General features: G+C 73.0%; 16 protein-coding genes. 11 read left to right on the forward strand and 5 right to left on the reverse strand.

The window, feature by feature from the left end; genetic code table 11:
* Nucleotides 1-128: 128 nt before the first annotated feature.
* Nucleotides 129-1019: an alpha/beta fold hydrolase gene (locus ACFYXS_RS27075; RefSeq protein WP_389252666.1), complete on the reverse strand. Its 891-nt coding sequence runs from the start codon at nt 1017-1019 to the stop codon at nt 129-131.
* Between the two features lie 85 nt (nt 1020-1104).
* Complete coding sequence (locus ACFYXS_RS27080) at nt 1105-2064, reverse strand: RNA polymerase sigma factor (RefSeq protein ID WP_389252668.1); 960 nt, start codon at nt 2062-2064, stop codon at nt 1105-1107.
* Between the two features lie 256 nt (nt 2065-2320).
* On the opposite strand from ACFYXS_RS27080, the gene ACFYXS_RS27085 reads away from it, so the two are divergent.
* The 4 genes from ACFYXS_RS27085 (at nt 2321) to mug (ending at nt 5601) form a co-directional block, all read left to right on the forward strand.
* Nucleotides 2321-3031, forward strand: a complete 711-nt coding sequence (locus ACFYXS_RS27085; RefSeq protein ID WP_389252670.1) for a TetR/AcrR family transcriptional regulator — start codon at nt 2321-2323, stop codon at nt 3029-3031.
* Nucleotides 3028-4167, forward strand: coding sequence for an FAD-dependent oxidoreductase (locus ACFYXS_RS27090; RefSeq protein ID WP_389252672.1), 1140 nt, complete (start codon nt 3028-3030; stop codon nt 4165-4167). The genes ACFYXS_RS27085 and ACFYXS_RS27090 overlap by 4 nt, the downstream gene beginning before the upstream one ends.
* Before the next feature lie 234 nt (nt 4168-4401).
* Nucleotides 4402-4917 (forward strand): peptide-methionine (S)-S-oxide reductase MsrA, encoded by a 516-nt coding sequence (gene msrA / locus ACFYXS_RS27095; RefSeq protein ID WP_389252674.1) that lies wholly within the window; start codon nt 4402-4404, stop codon nt 4915-4917.
* Between the two features lie 96 nt (nt 4918-5013).
* Entirely contained in the window at nt 5014-5601 is a 588-nt protein-coding gene (gene mug / locus ACFYXS_RS27100) for a G/U mismatch-specific DNA glycosylase (protein WP_389252676.1), read from the forward strand.
* A 12-nt stretch (nt 5602-5613) separates the two neighbouring features.
* Here mug and ACFYXS_RS27105 read toward each other — a convergent pair whose 3' ends face one another.
* Together ACFYXS_RS27105 and ACFYXS_RS27110 are read right to left on the reverse strand one after the other, a co-directional pair.
* Nucleotides 5614-6243, reverse strand: coding sequence for a hypothetical protein (locus ACFYXS_RS27105; protein WP_389252678.1), 630 nt, complete (start codon nt 6241-6243; stop codon nt 5614-5616).
* 296 nt (nt 6244-6539) lie between these two features.
* A complete protein-coding gene (locus ACFYXS_RS27110) occupies nt 6540-7106 on the reverse strand; it encodes a cysteine hydrolase family protein (RefSeq protein ID WP_389252680.1) in 567 nt (188 codons plus the stop codon).
* A 337-nt stretch (nt 7107-7443) separates the two neighbouring features.
* Between ACFYXS_RS27110 and ACFYXS_RS27115 the strand changes: the two genes are divergently transcribed.
* From ACFYXS_RS27115 to ACFYXS_RS27135, 5 genes are all read left to right on the forward strand, one after another.
* Complete coding sequence (locus ACFYXS_RS27115) at nt 7444-8544, forward strand: nitrous oxide reductase family maturation protein NosD (protein ID WP_389252682.1); 1101 nt, start codon at nt 7444-7446, stop codon at nt 8542-8544.
* Between the two features lie 112 nt (nt 8545-8656).
* Entirely contained in the window at nt 8657-9241 is a 585-nt protein-coding gene (locus ACFYXS_RS27120; RefSeq protein WP_389252684.1) for a CGNR zinc finger domain-containing protein, read from the forward strand.
* Between the two features lie 225 nt (nt 9242-9466).
* Nucleotides 9467-10486, forward strand: coding sequence for an alcohol dehydrogenase catalytic domain-containing protein (locus ACFYXS_RS27125; RefSeq protein WP_389252686.1), 1020 nt, complete (start codon nt 9467-9469; stop codon nt 10484-10486).
* 167 nt (nt 10487-10653) lie between these two features.
* Nucleotides 10654-11598 carry a hypothetical protein gene (locus tag ACFYXS_RS27130; protein WP_389252688.1) on the forward strand — a complete coding sequence of 315 codons (945 nt, stop codon included), beginning with the start codon at nt 10654-10656 and terminating at the stop codon, nt 11596-11598.
* A gap of 526 nt (nt 11599-12124) precedes the next feature.
* Nucleotides 12125-12892 carry an NPP1 family protein gene (locus tag ACFYXS_RS27135; RefSeq protein ID WP_389252690.1) on the forward strand — a complete coding sequence of 256 codons (768 nt, stop codon included), beginning with the start codon at nt 12125-12127 and terminating at the stop codon, nt 12890-12892.
* 72 nt (nt 12893-12964) lie between these two features.
* On the opposite strand, the gene ACFYXS_RS27140 is transcribed toward ACFYXS_RS27135, so the two are convergent.
* Nucleotides 12965-13822 (reverse strand): aldo/keto reductase, encoded by an 858-nt coding sequence (locus ACFYXS_RS27140; protein WP_389252692.1) that lies wholly within the window; start codon nt 13820-13822, stop codon nt 12965-12967.
* A 169-nt stretch (nt 13823-13991) separates the two neighbouring features.
* Here ACFYXS_RS27140 and ACFYXS_RS27145 point away from each other — a divergent pair, with 169 nt between their 5' ends.
* The gene (locus ACFYXS_RS27145; RefSeq protein WP_389252694.1) at nt 13992-14867 is read left to right on the forward strand and encodes a LysR family transcriptional regulator; all 876 of its coding nucleotides are present in this window, start codon (nt 13992-13994) and stop codon (nt 14865-14867) included.
* 64 nt (nt 14868-14931) lie between these two features.
* A complete protein-coding gene (locus tag ACFYXS_RS27150) occupies nt 14932-15318 on the forward strand; it encodes a TraR/DksA family transcriptional regulator (protein WP_389252696.1) in 387 nt (128 codons plus the stop codon).
* Nucleotides 15319-15358: the final 40 nt, after the last annotated feature.

A 15358-nucleotide genomic window follows, 5' to 3' on the forward strand; every position in this document is an offset into this window, starting at 1 on the left:
GAATCACACCCCCCGCCCAACGACACCCCCCGGGGGGGCCGGGGGGGGGGGGGGGGGCGCCGCCCCCCCGGGGGGGGGGGGGGGGGGCGCCCGGGGGGCCCCCCCCCCGCCGCCCGTCGCGTAGTGGGTCAGTCGCCCGTGACGAAGGCGGCGACGGCGCCCGCGAACTCCCAGGGCTGCTCCAGGTGCCCGAAGTGGCCGCTGTCCTCCAGGATCAGCAGTTCGGCATCCGGGATCAGCTTCTGCAGTTCCTCGGCCCACCGCACGCCGCAGATCACGTCATGGCGCCCGACGACGACCAGCGCCGGCACCGTCAGCGAGCCCAGCGTGCCGCGGTCGTCGATCAGGTCCGGCGAGTGATCGGCGTCCAGGCCCGAGATGTACCACCCCGTGACCGATTCCTGCAGCGGGGCGAACTCGCTCTCCCTGCCCCAGTAGTCGGCGAAGTACGCCGGCAGGATCCCGCGGATCGCGGCCACCATGGCCTCGTCGTCCGCGATGGAAGGCACCGACCGGAAGGCCTGGATGACCCCCGGCAGACCGGGATGGCCCGCGTGCCGGGCGGCGAACTCCTCGACCTTGCGCATCGCCTCGGCACCGTGCTCCGGGCCGGTGACGGGGGCGCTGTCGTACAGGACGATCCCGGCGATCCGGTCGGGCCGGTGCAGGGCGTGGTACTGGACGACGAAGCCGCCATGGGAGTGGCCCAGCAGGTGCACCGTGGGCACCCCGAGGTGGTCGACGACCAGGTCGACGTGCCGGCTGTAGAGCTCGCGCGTGTAGCCGTGCGGGTGGGTGGGCAGACGGCCCGAGCCCCCGGTGCCGACCGGTTCGACGTAGACCATCGTCAGGTGCCGCTCCAGCTCGGGCATCCGCAGGTACTCCCAGGAGATGCCGGGGCCGCCGGAGTGGGCCACGCACACCGGGCCGGCGCCGTGTACGTGGTAACGCTGGTCGACACCGTTCACGGTGATCGTGTGAGTGCCGGTGGCCAGCGGGCCGGTGGCGGGTGCGTTCATCGCGGTTCCCATCGGTGAGGGGGAGGCTGACACCGACAGGACGCGGGCGGGGGCGAGGAGTTCGGTCGCGGCGGGGTGACCTCGGTCACACCATGGCGGACCGCGGCACACGCGCCTGGTGGTAGAGGCGCAGCCGCTCCACCCGGCCGGCGGCGAGGGTCATGATCCAGGCGACCGCGGGCGGGCAGTGGTCGGGGTTGTCCGGGGGATTGATCAGGTCCATCTCCCAGACGGTGAGCGCCTTGCCCGCGGCCACGTGGACGGGCCGCTGCCGGACACCGGCGGTCAGGTCGGCCTCCATCCCGAGGAGGAGGGTGTCCGTGCCCCCCAGCCGTATGTCGCCCTGCATCAGCGCGGCGCCGGGACTCCACCGCTCGGCGAGCACCTTGCCGAAGTCGCCGCGCTCGGCGGCCGCCAGCGTGTCGTGGGCCTCTTCCCAACTGGCCGACGTGCGCCGCGCGGCGTCGCTGTGGGCGCCGGCCGCCGTCGCGGCCAGCGCCTCGGCGAGTTTGGCCCGCCCCTGGCTGAGCCGGCTGCGGATCGTCCCGACGGGCACCGCGCAGGCCCGGGCGATCTCCTCGTACGAGGTGACCCGGGAGCTGAAGTGCCGCAGGACCAGCGGTACCCGCAGGGTCGGGGACAGTTCCTCCATCGCCTCCCAGATCCAGTCGCGCAGCGCGTGGCCCTCCAGGATCTCCTCGGGACCGGGGCCCGCGGCGATACGGGTGAGGTCGTCCAGGGGCACGGTGTGCGAGGAGGTCCGCAGGAAGCTGCGGCAGGCGTTGCGCACGATCATCCGCAGCCACGCGCCCACGGCCGCCGGGTCGCGCACGTCGCCGATGCGGCGCAGGGCGGTCAGCGCGGCGTTCTGGACGGCGTCGTCGGCGTCGGGCCCCGGGCCCAGGATGCTGAGCGCGACCGCGCGCATACCGGGCTGATGGGTCTCCAGCAGCAGCCCCATGGCCACGACGTCACCGGCCTGCGCGGCTCGGGTCAGGGCCACGTCGCCGCCGGGTTCCGCCACCGGGGAGAGGTCACGCCTCATGCCGCACCTTCCTGTACTCCAGGGCGGAACGTGGCACGGCTTCCGCCCCGCGGGCACCTCACACGTCAAGGAGCACCACGCCGGGGTCTGCTTCGGGGAACCGGGGAGGGGGTGGACGCGGAGCGTCGGCGGGTGCTGCACCGCGAGCCTCGACCGTAACACGCCCCACCGCGGGGGAGTTCGCGGGCGCGGAGGTCGGACGAACGCGTTCGTCGCGTACTTGTTCGCCACGAACACGTTCGTTAGTGTCGTCGGCATGACAGCGAACCCGGACACCCCCCGCAGCCGGCGCGACCGGCCCGCGAAGCCGCCCCTGACCCGCGAGGGGATCGTGACCGCCGCGGTCCGCGTGATGAAGGACGAAGGGCTGGGGAAGGTCACCATGCGGCGGCTGGCCCAGGAGCTGGACACCGGCGCCGCGTCGCTCTACGTCTACTTCGGCAATGCCGACGCCCTGCACGCGGCGATCCTGGACCGGCTGCTCGGAACGGTCGAGCAGCCCCCCGCGCGGGGCCCCTGGCGGGCACGCCTGGAGGCCGTCCTCGCCTCCTGCACCGGCGTGCTCTTCACCCATCCCAGCCTGGCCCGCGCCGCCCTGTCGGCCCGCCCCAGCGGCGAGAACTACCTGACCCTGATCGAGACGCTGCTGGCGCTGCTCGCCGAGGGCGGCGTCCCGCCGCGGCAGGCGGCCTGGGGGGTGGACGTGCTGCTGCAGTACGCCACCTCGACCGCGGCGGAGCACGCGACGCAGCAGGCGTCCGACAGCGCGGGCAACGACTGGGACGCCCTCACCCAGGCGCTGCACGCCGCCGACCCGGACGACCGCCCGCACATCGCCGCACACGCCGGCGCCCTGCTGTCCGGCACCCCTGAGGAGCGCTTCGGCTGGGGCGTCGCCGTCCTCCTCACCGGCATCCTCCACACCCCCGCCCCCGGCGGCACGCAAGAAGGAGCGGAAACACCATGACCCACCCCGTGATCACCATCGTCGGCGGCGGCCTCGGCGGCCTCACCCTGGCCCGCGTCCTCCACGTGCACGGCATCGCCGCCACGGTGCACGAGGCAGAGGTCTCCCCTCGGGCCCGGACCCAGGGCGGCATGCTCGACATCCACGAGGAGAGCGGTCAGCGGGCCCTGCGCGCGGCGGGCCTGTACGAGGACTTCCGCGCACTGGTCCACCCCGGCGGCCAGGCCGTGCGCGTCCTGGACCGGCACGCCACCGTGCACTGGGAGGAGACGGACAACGGTCGTGGCGGCCGTCCGGAGGTCGAGCGCGGCATGCTGCGCGACCTGCTCGTGGCCTCCCTCCCCGAGGGCACGGTCCACTGGGGGGCGAAGGTGACGGCGGCCCGCCCGCTCGGCGGCGGCCGGCACGAGCTCCGCCGCGCGGACGGCTCGGTCTTCAGCACCGACGTGCTGATCGGCGCCGACGGCGCCTGGTCGCGGATCCGGCCGCTGGTCTCGGACGCCGTCCCCGCCTACACCGGCGTCTCCTTCGTGGAGGCCGATCTGCTGGACGCCGACACCCGGCACCCCGCCGGCGCGGCCCTCGTCGGCGGTGGCATGTTCTTCGCCCTCGGGGACGGCAAGGGCCTGCTCGCCCACCGCGAGCCCGACGGAAGCCTGCACGTGTACGTCGCCCTGCGGGTGCCCGCGGACTGGTCGGACGGCGTGGACTTCGCGAACGCCGCCACCGCGAAGGACGAGGTGGCGGGGCACTTCGCGGACTGGGACCCGGCGCTGCGGTCCCTGGTCACCGACGCCGACGGCGCGCTGGTGCCGCGGGCCGTCCACGCCCTGCCCACCCGCCACCGCTGGGACCGCGTCCCGGGCGTCACGCTCCTCGGCGACGCCGCCCATCTGATGTCGCCGTTCGCCGGTGAGGGGGCCAACCTCGCCATGCTCGACGGGGCGGAACTCGGCGAGGCCGTCGCCGCCCGTCCCGGCGACGTCGAGGGCGCGCTCCACGCGTACGAGCAGGCCCTTTTCCCGCGCAGCGAGACCGCCGCGACGGCCTCGGCCGAGGGCCTGGAGCTCTGCTTCGGTCCGGCCGCGCCCCAGGGCCTGGTGGAGGTGTTCGCCGGCCGCGACGCGGCGGCGTGACCGCTCGTTCCGCTGTGCACGCCCCCGCCGCGTCCGGTGGTCCGGGGACCGGGACCCCCGCCCTCGCCGGTGCGACCCGCGAGGGCGAATACTGGGAGACGGCCGGCGAGCCGGGACCCGTGACCTGCGGCCGGTGGCGAAAAGAGCGCGCACCGGCTCGACGGGAATCCCCGGCGGCCGCGCACCGTTGCCCTCATAGCGGGAAACGGACACGACGATAGGGAAGGACCGACCATGACCGCGCCGACGAACCACAAGGCCATCCTGGCGGGCGGCTGTTTCTGGGGCATGCAGGACCTGATCCGGAAGCTGCCCGGCGTGACCTCGACGCGGGTCGGGTACACCGGCGGCGACGTGCCCAACGCCACCTACCGCAACCACGGGACGCACGCGGAGGCCATCGAGATCACCTACGACCCCGCGGAGACCGACTACCGGGCACTCCTGGAGTTCTTCTTCCAGATCCACGACCCGACGACGAAGAACCGCCAGGGCAACGACATCGGTGTGAGCTACCGGTCGGCGATCTATTACGTCGACGACGAGCAGAAGCGGGTCGCCGAGGACACCATCGCGGACGTCGAGGCGTCCGGGCTGTGGCCGGGCAAGGTCGTCACCGAGGTCGAGCCCGTGGGCCCGTTCTGGGAGGCGGAGCCCGAGCACCAGGACTACCTGGAGCGCTACCCCGAGGGGTACACCTGCCACTTCCCGCGTCCCGGCTGGAAGCTGCCGGCCCGCGCCAAGGACTGACCCCCGGCACGGCGGCACGCGGTACGGCCCCTCCCCCCTCGGGGGCGGGGCCGTACCCGTCCGTCCCGGCCCCGAGCACGAGCACAAGGAGGACCGATGGCGGACGCACCCGCGCCGACGGTGACACCCAAGGCCCCGGCCCGCACGGGCCGGCTCTCGGACCTGATCGCCGACGACCTGCCGCTGCTGCTCGTGGGCATCAATCCCGGTCTGTCCTCGGCCCGGGCGGGGCACCATTTCGCCACCCCGGGCAGCCGGCTGTGGCCGGCGCTGCACCGGGCCGGCTTCACCCCGAGGCAGCTCACCGGCCAGGAGGACACCGAACTGCTGCGGTACGGCATCGGCCTCACGTGCATCGTGCGCCGGCCGACCGTCCGGGCGGCGGAGCTGTCCAAGGCCGAGCTGGAGGCGGGCGGACGGACGCTGCGCCGCCGGGTGCGTGCCCGCCGCCCGGTGTGGCTGGCGCTGCTGGGCGTCACCGGCTACCGGGCGGCGTTCGGCGTACCCGACGCCGTGGTCGGCCCCCAGGACGCGACGATCGGCGGGACCCGGATCTGGGTACTGCCCAACCCCAGTGGGCTGAACGCCCATTACCCGCCGGCCGCCCTCGCCAGGGAGTTCACCCGGCTGCGCCTGGCGACCGGGATGCCGGACCTGTCCGGCACCCCGGGCGACGGCATGTGAGGAACGGACCGGTCAGAGGCGGTCGGCCACCTTGCGCGCCAGATCCGTCAGCGGCTGGGCGTGCTCCCGCTCGTCCTCCAGGCGGACCAGCCGGATCGAGACCCACTGCTCGCCCACGCGCAGGAAGACCTCGCCGTCCGCCAGGTACGCCTCGTCACCGACGTCCTTGAGCGGCTTCATGGCGCCGTCCCCGTGGATCTGGTGCTCGGCGTCGTAGTAGTTCTTGCCGGACTCGCCCGAGTACACCTCGACCTGCCCGGTCGGGCCGTCGGGCGGCGCGGTGTAGGTGCAGGTGTCCCCGATGGCCCTTCCGTGGCCCAGCGACATGCCGGCGAGCTGGTCGGCCTCCAGCTGGGTCACCAGGGAACAGGGGTCGTCCGACGCCGCGGTGGGCGAGGGAGACGGAGTCGCGGACGCCTGCCCGTCGTCCGGCTGCGAGGTGCCCGGGGCCGCCCCGCCCCCCGCGGGAGTGCTCGCGGCGGGCGCGCTCGGCTTGTCGCCGGCGTCCGTCGCCAGGTCCTGGCATCCCTGGAGCGCCAGCACCAGCAGCGCCGCGACGGGCGCCCCCAGCAGTGCGCGACGCCTGCCGCTCAGCGATCCGGTCCACGTTCGGCCACGGGTCCGGGTATGGGTGTTCAACATCGATTCGGTCCCCCCAAGATTCCGTTGTTCGTCCCCGCTCGGCACGATGCCCCGCGCAGGTGAACCTACAGACGTACCGAATCGGCCATTTGGTTTCGGCCGAATTGAGACCGCGCGCCGGAGGCACTCGGGCGGCGCACGAAATGCCGTTTCCGCCCCCGTAACGGGAACAGTCCTGAGAGTAAATGACGCACCGTCAGGTCGTCACGCGAGAGGGGCGCCAGAGGCACCGCGGTTTCCCCGCGCGCATCCGTGCGTGGGGAAACCGCGCCGCCTCTGCCCCGCCCCCGTCCCGCTCAGCCCTCGTCGGCCGCCGCGAAGGTGACGTCCGCCGTGTCGACGGTCCCGCCCTGGCGGCCCGGGGCGCTCTGCCACTTCCAGTACAGGTTGGTGTGCGCCACGACCTGCTCCGGCGTGGGCGCCCCGTACGCGGTGAGGTCCTCCGTGGTGTGGGCGTCGCCGACCAGCGTCACGTCGTACCCGCGGACGAGGCCGCCGTGGAGGGTCGAGCGGATGCACGCGTCGGTCTGGGCGCCGGTGACGACGAGCCGGCCGACCCCGCGCTCGGCGAGCAGCTCCTCCAGCTCCGTGTCCTCGAAGGAGTCGCCGTACCTCTTGTGGACGAGGGGCTCGGCGTCCGCGCGGACGAGCTCCGGCACGTACTGCCACGCCTCGCTGTCCCGCTTGAGGCCGTCGTCCGAGTGCTGCACCCAGATCACGGGCACGTCCTGCGAGCGCGCCGCGCCGACCAGGGTGTTGATGTTGGCGATCACCTCGTCGCGCCGGTGGGCGCCGTCCACCACCCCGTTCTGGACGTCGATGACGAGGAGCGCGCTGTTCGGCCGATCGGGCAGGGTCGTCATGAGGGGACCTCGGTTTCTCGTCGCGGGCCTGTGTCGCCCCTCACACTAGGACGGGCCACTGACAACGACCCCGGATCGCGCGGACGGAGCCGGCCCGGCGCGGGATCCTCGGACAGAACAACTCGGCCCGACCTGGACCCTCTTGACGGAGCGACGGCCGGGCACTCGGTGCCGTGCGCGATACCGCCCGTCCCCGCCGTGAACCGCCCCGGGATCGGAGGCGGCCCCGTCGGGCGACCTGTACTGCCCGGACCCTCTCCAGTGGCGAGGCTCCATAACCCTCCATAGCGTCTGTTTTCGACGGCTCACCCAGGTCAGCGGAAAGCAGGTACGCGTCATGAAGCATCCTCGGTCTCGCCGAGCCGTTGTGGTCACGGCGACCGCGGCAACGCTCGCGGCGGGCGCGGTCGGCTGCGGGAGCGGCAGCAGCAACGTCAGCGACGTGCACAAGGTGAGTGCCCACACCGTCCATCCGGGGGAATCGATCCAGGCGGCCGTGGATCAGGCGGCGCCCGGCGATGTCATCGACATCGAGGCCGGCACGTACAACGGGAGCGTGCAGATCTCCACGCCCCGGCTGACGCTGCGCGGCGCGGGCACCGCCACCGTGATCATGCCGAGCAAGACCGGCAAGGAGAACGCCTGCGCCAAGGCGGGCGAGGGCCTGTGCATCACGGGAACGACGAAGAACAAGGCCACCGACGTGCGGCTGGAGTCGCTGACGGTGACCGGGTTCAAGACGAACGGCATCCACGCCACCCAGGCCGACGGCCTGCAGGTGGTGAAGGTGACGTCCCGGGACAACAAGCAGCAGGGCATCCTGCTCGAGAAGTCCGTTCGCGGGCAGTTCACCGGCAACACCGCCACGAACAACGGCGAGTCCGGGATCTTCCTCGCCAACTCGATGAACACCGAGGGCGGCGCCCTCGACACCCAGGGCGCGATCGTCAAGGACAACACCCTGAACGGGAACCGGATCGGCGTCACGCTGCGCCGGGTCCGCAACGTCTCGGTCGAGCACAACACGATCGGCGCCAACTGCGGCGGCATCTTCGTGGTGGGCGACGAGGGGGTTCCCCGCGGCGGCGCTCTCACGGTCAGCCACAACACGGTCACCAAGAACAACAAGTACTGCGCGGCGAACGCCCGTCTCCCCTTCATCCAGGGCGCCGGCATCGTGCTCACCGGCGTGGAGAAGACCGTCGTGACGGACAACGACGTGCGCGGCAACACCGGCAAGTCGCCCATGTCCGGCGGCATCGTGCTCTTCAAGAGCGTGGTGGGCAAGGCCAACTCCGGCAACGCCGTCCACGACAACATCGTGCGCGGCAACCAGCCGGCCGACCTGGCCAACCGCGACACCACGGGCACCGGCAACACCTTCACCAACAACCAGTCCGAGACCACGGAGCCGCGGGAACTGCAGGCGATGCACTGACCCCGCGGCCGCAGTCCGGCGCGCGACCCCACGGTGACGGGGTCGCGCGCCGTCACGCACCGACCCCGTAAGGGCATCGCCTGAAATGACCATGTCGGTGTACAGTGAGCGCATGCCCACCAGGACGCCGCGTGCCACCACTCGGGAAGACTCCGTGCCCGAGACCGCCGCCGCCCTGGTCGACCTGCTGAACTCGCGCCCCTACGCGGGCATGGCCGACAAGCTCGACACCCCCGGATCGGCCACGGCCGTGCTGCGCCCCTTCGGGCAGGACGACGACGCACCCTCACCGCAGCGCGTGGAACTGGTCCGCGCCGTGCGCGACGACCTGGTCGCCCTGGCCGAGCAGCACGATCCCGACGACTCGGCGGGCGACTGGGCGGCCTTCTCGGGGCGCGTCTCCTCGGTCGCCTTCCAGCAGGACTTCTCCACTCCCGGCACCGTCTCCATGCGGCAGACCTCAGGCGATCCCGTGGTCGGCCGGATCACCCTGGCCGTCGCCGAGCTCGTCGGCGCCGGCACCTGGTCGCGGCTGCGCCTGTGCGCCAACGAGATCTGCCGCGAGGTGTTCTACGACACCAGCCGGAGCCGCACGCGGCGCTGGCACTCGTACGAGGTGTGCGGCAACCGCGCCAATGTCGCCGCGTACCGGGCCCGCGCCGGCGCCTCCCCCGCGGCGGACGACGCCGGTCACTGACCGCTCCCCGGTCCGGCCCCCGCGGGGCGCCGGGACTCCCTCACGCGCGCCGTAGGGCACGCCGCGCCGCGGCCTCCTCTGCCCGGCCCACCCTCCCCACGGGAACATGGTCTACATCATATAGACCTTTACATCCACATCTTTGCGGTGTTAGCGTCGTAAGCGTCAGTCACACAAAGCCGCTTACCTGAGGTGCTCCTCACCCTCGCACCCGTAAGGAAGAACATGTCCGTGTATCGAGCCGTCCAGGTGTCCGGATCCGGCGACTTCGCCCTCGTCGAGCGGGAGTTGACCGAACCGCTTCCCGGGCAGGTGCGCCTGCGCGTGGAGGCCTGCGGCGTCTGCCACTCCGACAACCTCGCCGTCGTCGGGGCGATACGGCCGGATCCCTCCGTGCCGATCGTCCCGGGCCACGAGATCGTCGGCGTGATCGACGCCGTCGGTGCCGGCGTCACCTCCTGGCAGGTCGGTGACCGGGTCGGCGTCGGCTTCCTCAGCGGCCCCTGCCACACGTGCGACTCCTGCCGCCGGGGCGACTTCGTCAACTGCGCCGCCCAGCCGACCACCGGCACCACGACGGACGGCGGCTACGCCGAGGTCGCGTACGCCCGGGCGAGCGGTCTCGTGCGCATCCCGGACGGCCTGTCCTCCCTCGACGCCGCCCCGCTGCTCTGCGCCGGCCTGACCGTCTTCAAGGCGCTGCAGCAGATCGGCGCCCGGCCCGGGGAACTGGTCGCGGTGCAGGGCATCGGCGGCCTCGGCCACCTCGGCGTGCAGTACGCGCGCAGCCTCGGCTACCGCGTCGCCGCCATCGCCCGCGGCGCGGAGAAGGCCCCGCTCGCGGCGGCGCTGGGCGCGGAGCACTACATCGACAGCGTCGCCACGGACCCGGCCCAGGCCCTGCAGGAGCTCGGCGGAGCCGCGGCGATCATCGCCACGGCGGCCAACAGCGCCGCCATGGGCCCGCTGGTCGGCGGGCTGGCGCCGCGCGGCCGCCTGATCATCGTGGGCGCGGGCGGCGAGCCCGTCCCGGTCGACCCGGTCGCGATGATCTTCGGCACCCGCACCGTCGCCGGCAGCCTGACCGGCTCGTCGATCGAGAACGAGGACAACCTGCGCTTCGCCCTGCGCCAGGAGATCCGTTCGATGAACGAGGTCATGCCCCTGTCGGAGGCCCCGAAGGCCTTCGCGCACATGATGTCCGGCCGCGCCCGCTTCCGCGTCGTCCTCGACGCGCGCGGCTGACCTGCCCGACGACCACGGCACCGCCGCCCGGCCGACGCGCCGGGCGGCGGCGCCGTGCGTGATCGCGACGCCGCGGCGACCGGCCCCCGCCACCGGATGCGCGGGCCGGTCGCCGCGATGATCCTGGACGTGGATCCATTGCACCCCACAGGCGAGGACTGGTCCCCATGAAGGTCGGCATCGTCGGAGCGGGCTCGGTCGGAGCCGCCACCGCGCTCTGCCTGGTCGAGCGGGGCGGCATGTGCCGCGAGATCGTCCTGGTCGACCGTGACACCGGACGGGCCGAGGGCGTCGCCGCCGACCTGCGCTACGCCGCCCCGCTCTCCCCCACCGTGCGGGTGCGTGCGGGCGGCTGGGCGGATCTGTCGGGCGCCGCCCTCGTGGCGATCACCGCGGGCGTCAACGAGCGCACCGGCGGCGCCACCGATCGCGCGGACCCCGAAGGACGGCTGCGGCTGCTGGACACCAACACCAAGGTGTTCGCCGACGTCGTGCCCCGCGTCGTGGCCGTGGCGCCGGAGGCGGTCCTCATGGTCGTCACCGACCCGCCCGAACCCCTCGCCGAGGTGACGCGGCGGCTCGCCGGGCACGACCGGGTCTTCTCCACCGGCACGCTCATCGACAGCCTCCGCTTCCGCGTCCACCTGGCCGACCATCTGCGGGTGAAACCGGCCGACGTGCAGGCGATGGTCGTCGGCGAGCACGGCACCTCGGAGGTGCTGCTGTGGTCCTCGGCCACGGCCGGCGGGATCCCCGTGGCGGAGATGCTGCGGCGGTCCGGCTCCTCGGTCGATGAGGCACGCCCGCGGATCGAGGACGCCATCCGGTACGCGAACATCACCATCATCGAGGGCACGGGCGCCAGCCAGTACGGCATCGGCGCGGTCTCCGCCCGCCTGGTCGAGGCGGTGCTGCGCGACGAGGGCGCGGCGCTTCCCGTCGCCGCGCACTCCCCCGCGTACGGGACGACGCTCTCGCTCGCGGCGGTGCTCGGCGCCGAGGGGGTGCGCGAGGCATTCGAGCCCGCCATGGACGAGCAGGAGCGCGAGGGACTGATCCTCAGCGCCGCCGTCCTCCGCAAGGCGGCCGACCGGGCGCTCGGCCTGCTGTAACCAACCGCGCTGTCGCACCCGTCGGGAACTGACCGCGGGGCCCTCCGGGCGGAGGGCCCCGCGGTCATCCGCGCCGGGCGCCGGCCCCCCGCCTCCTCGAAGGTGCCGTAACCCGTCGCGGCCACCGGCTACTCGCGGAGCTCCGGGCAGCCGCGCCGTGCCGCGTCGTCGACGTCCGCGGCGGAACGCGCGGCTGCAGGTCCGTGCCGTCGACCGGATCGCCGTCCTGCTCCGGGGCCTTGGACGCCTCGCTGTCCGGCTCGCCACTCCCCGACCGCGACGCTCCGGAGGACGGTGCGTCCGCCGCTTGGGACCCGATTGCCCCCGCACCCTGTCACCAGGAGCACCGGCAGGGCAGCGCACACCGCGTACTTCACGACAGCCGCTCCCACCCCACGGGTATTGGCTGACCCTTCATCACGGTGACACCTGGCAACGCTCGATGCGTCAACACGGTTCGACAAAGCTGATCCGGGCATGTCAACTGGGCCGCGCTCCCCCCGCCGCGGCCGATCAGGAGGACGCAGTGAAGAACAGCCCCCGGATCCGCAGGGTCTCCGTCGTCTTCGGCGGCGCCGCCGCTCTGGTACTCGCCCTGCCGGGCGTGGCTTTCGCCGCCCCGCCGCCCGCCCTCCCCGCCAACGCGGACAGCTTCGAGCAGGGCTTCGAGCCCGCCTTCGACTACGACACCGACGGCTGCTACTCCTCGCCCGCCATCGGCCGCGACGGCACGATCAACCCGGGCCTGAACCCGACCGGCGCCCTCAACGGCAACTGCCGCGACGCCTCGGACCTCGACAACACCAACGGCTACTCGCGCTACAAGTGCAACAACGGCTGGTGCGCGATCATTTACGGTCTCTACTTCGAGAAGGACCAGGCCATCCCCGGCATCAGCCTCGGCGGCCACCGCAACGACTGGGAGCACGTCGTCGTCTGGGTGCAGGACAACCAGGCGAAGTACGTGGCCACTTCCGCGCACGGCAACTTCAATGTCTACAGCGCCGACCAGGTCCGCTGGGACGGTACCCACCCCAAGGTCGTCTACCACAAGGACGGCGTCGGCACCCACTGCTTCCGGCTCGCCAACACCAACGACGAGCCGCCGGAGAACCACTACCACACCTGGCAGTACCCGACCCTCGTCGGCTGGAACGGCTACCCCGCGGGTCTGCGCGACAAGCTCAGCGCGTACGACTTCGGCAGCGCCGTCTTCGGCCTGAAGGACGGCAACTTCAACGCGCACCTGGCCAAGGCCCTGCCGGCCGGGATCCCGTTCGACCCCAACGCCTGATGACGAACGCCGGGGACGGGACGGCGCTCGCGCCGACCGCCGTCCCGCCCCCGGCCCCTCTCCGGCGCAGGGTCACGCCGCGTCGAGCGCGGCGAACTCCTCTGCGGTCAGCGCGAGGTCGGTGGCGGCCACCGAGTCACGGATGGTCTCCGGCCGGCTGGATCCCGGGATCGGGACGACGACCGGGGACTTGGCGAGCATCCAGGCCAGGCACACCCGCTGCGGGCTGACGCCGTGCGCCTCGGCGACATCGGCGAACCGGGCGTAGGCGGAGCCCAGTTCACGGGCCTGCGCGATGCCGCCGAGCGGGCTCCACGGCAGGAACGCGATGCCGAGCTCGTCGCACAGGCGCAGCTCCGGCTCGCTGGAGCGGAAAGCCGGCGAGAACTGGTTCTGCACCGAGACCAGGCGGCCACCGAGGATCTCGTTCGCCAGCCGGATCTGCTCCGGGTTCGCGTTGGAGATGCCGGCCATGCGGATCTTGCCCTCGTCGAGCAGGTCGCGCACCGCGCCGACCGAGTCGGCGTAGGGCACCTTCGGGTCGGGGCGGTGGAACTGGTACAGCCCGATCGCCTCCACCCCCAGCCGGCGCAGCGAGTCCTCGCAGGCCTGCTTGATGTGCGCGGGCGAGCCGTCCAGCGTCCACCTGCCGTCACCGGGGCGCAGGTGACCGCCCTTGGTCGCGACCAGCACCTCGGAGCCGCGCCCGTGCGAGGCGAGGGCCTTGGCGATGAGCGACTCGTTGTGGCCGACCTCGTCGGCGTGCAGGTGGTACGCGTCCGCGGTGTCGATGAGCGTCACGCCGGCGTCGAGCGCCGCGTGGATGGTGTCGAGGGACCGTGCCTCGTCCGGCCGCCCCTCGATCGACATGGGCATCCCGCCCAGGCCGATCGCGCTGACCTCGATGTCACCGATGCGGCGAGTCTGCATGTGTCCGTGACCTTTCCCGACGTGCGTCGCAGCCGGTGTGCCCGGCTGGCGTGCCGGCACGACCGGTGGTGTCCGCGGCCGGGCCGGCACGTCACACAGCCTGACCGCATCCCGGCCCACACGTCCAACAGGAGAAAGCGAACACATTCAGGAGTTACGCTTCTGAATCATGGAGCTACGGCATTTGGAGCACTTCGTCGCGGTCGCGGAGGAACACCACTTCACCCGCGCCGCCGAACGGCTGATGATCTCCCAGTCGGGGCTGTCCGCCTCCGTGCGCGCCCTGGAGCAGGAACTGGGCGCGCCGCTGTTCGTGCGCAGCACCCGCAGTGTGGAGCTGACCGCCGCGGGCGAGGCGCTGCTCGCCGAGGCCTCCCGGGCGCTGTCCAGCGTGCGCGCCGCCAAGGAGGCGGTGGACGCGGTGCAGGGCCTGATGCGGGGCGTCCTCACGATCGGGACCGAGCAGTGCGTGGCGGGGGTGGACCTGCCCGCCCTGCTGGCCCGCTTCCGCTCCCGGCACCCCGGTGTGGAGATCCGGCTGCGGCAGGCCGGGTCGGCGGCGCTGGTCCAGGACATCACGACGGGCCGGCTCGACGTGGCGTTCACCGCGCTGTGCGGGGAGGCCCCGGAGGGCGTCCGCTTCCAGCCGCTGACGCGCGCGCCGATGGTGGTGCTGTGCCACCCGGACCATCCGCTGGCCGGAGCGGGGAAGGTGGACTGGGACGAACTGGGCGGCGAGGTGTTCGTGGACTTCCACCCCGACTGGGGCGCGCGCGGCCTGAGCGACCGGGCGTTCGCGGCCAACCTGGTGCACCGCCGGGTCGCCCTGGAGGTCAACGACGTGCACAGCCTGATCGACCTGGTGCACCACGGGCTGGGCATCGCCGTCGTGCCGCTGCCGATCGCCCGCAAGGACCACGCGGCGGGCCTGTGCACCGTCGACCTGGTGGGCGCCGAGGACCACCAGTGGGAGGTCTCGGCCGCCCTGCCGAAGGAGGACCGGGTCAGCCCGGCCGCCCGCACCCTGCTGTCCTACCTGCCCTGAGGCCGCCCGCCCGGCCGCGGGGACACCAAGCGGGGACACCGACAAGACGAGGACGGAGACATCCATGGCCTCTCCAGAAGCACGACGCTCCCCCGGCCCCCGGGCCGTGACGGCCGAGGACCGCCGGCACGCGCGCGCGGTGCTCACCGCCACGGCCGGCGCCGCCCGGGAGGCACTCGCCGGCACCGCGCGCGACCACGCGGGGCTGGCCGACGACTGCGTCCTCGACGCGGCCGACGAGGCGGAGCGCACGGCGCGGTCCCAGTCGATCGCCGACCGCGCGGAGCACGCCCGCGAGGAACTGCGGCTGGCCGACGAGGCACTGAGCCGGCTCGACGGCGACGACTACGGGACGTGCCTGTCCTGCGGGCGGCCGATCGACCGGGAACGCGTTCTGGCCCTGCCTCTCGTCCGGCACTGCATCGACTGCGCGGCGGCCGCTCGGCGCTGAGGAGCTGCGGCGGGCCCGACACGCCGTCCTGACCAGCGCG

The sequence above is a fragment of the Streptomyces sp. NPDC002574 genome (assembly GCF_042889545.1).
In the GTDB taxonomy this organism is placed as follows: Bacteria; Actinomycetota; Actinomycetes; order Streptomycetales; family Streptomycetaceae; genus Actinacidiphila.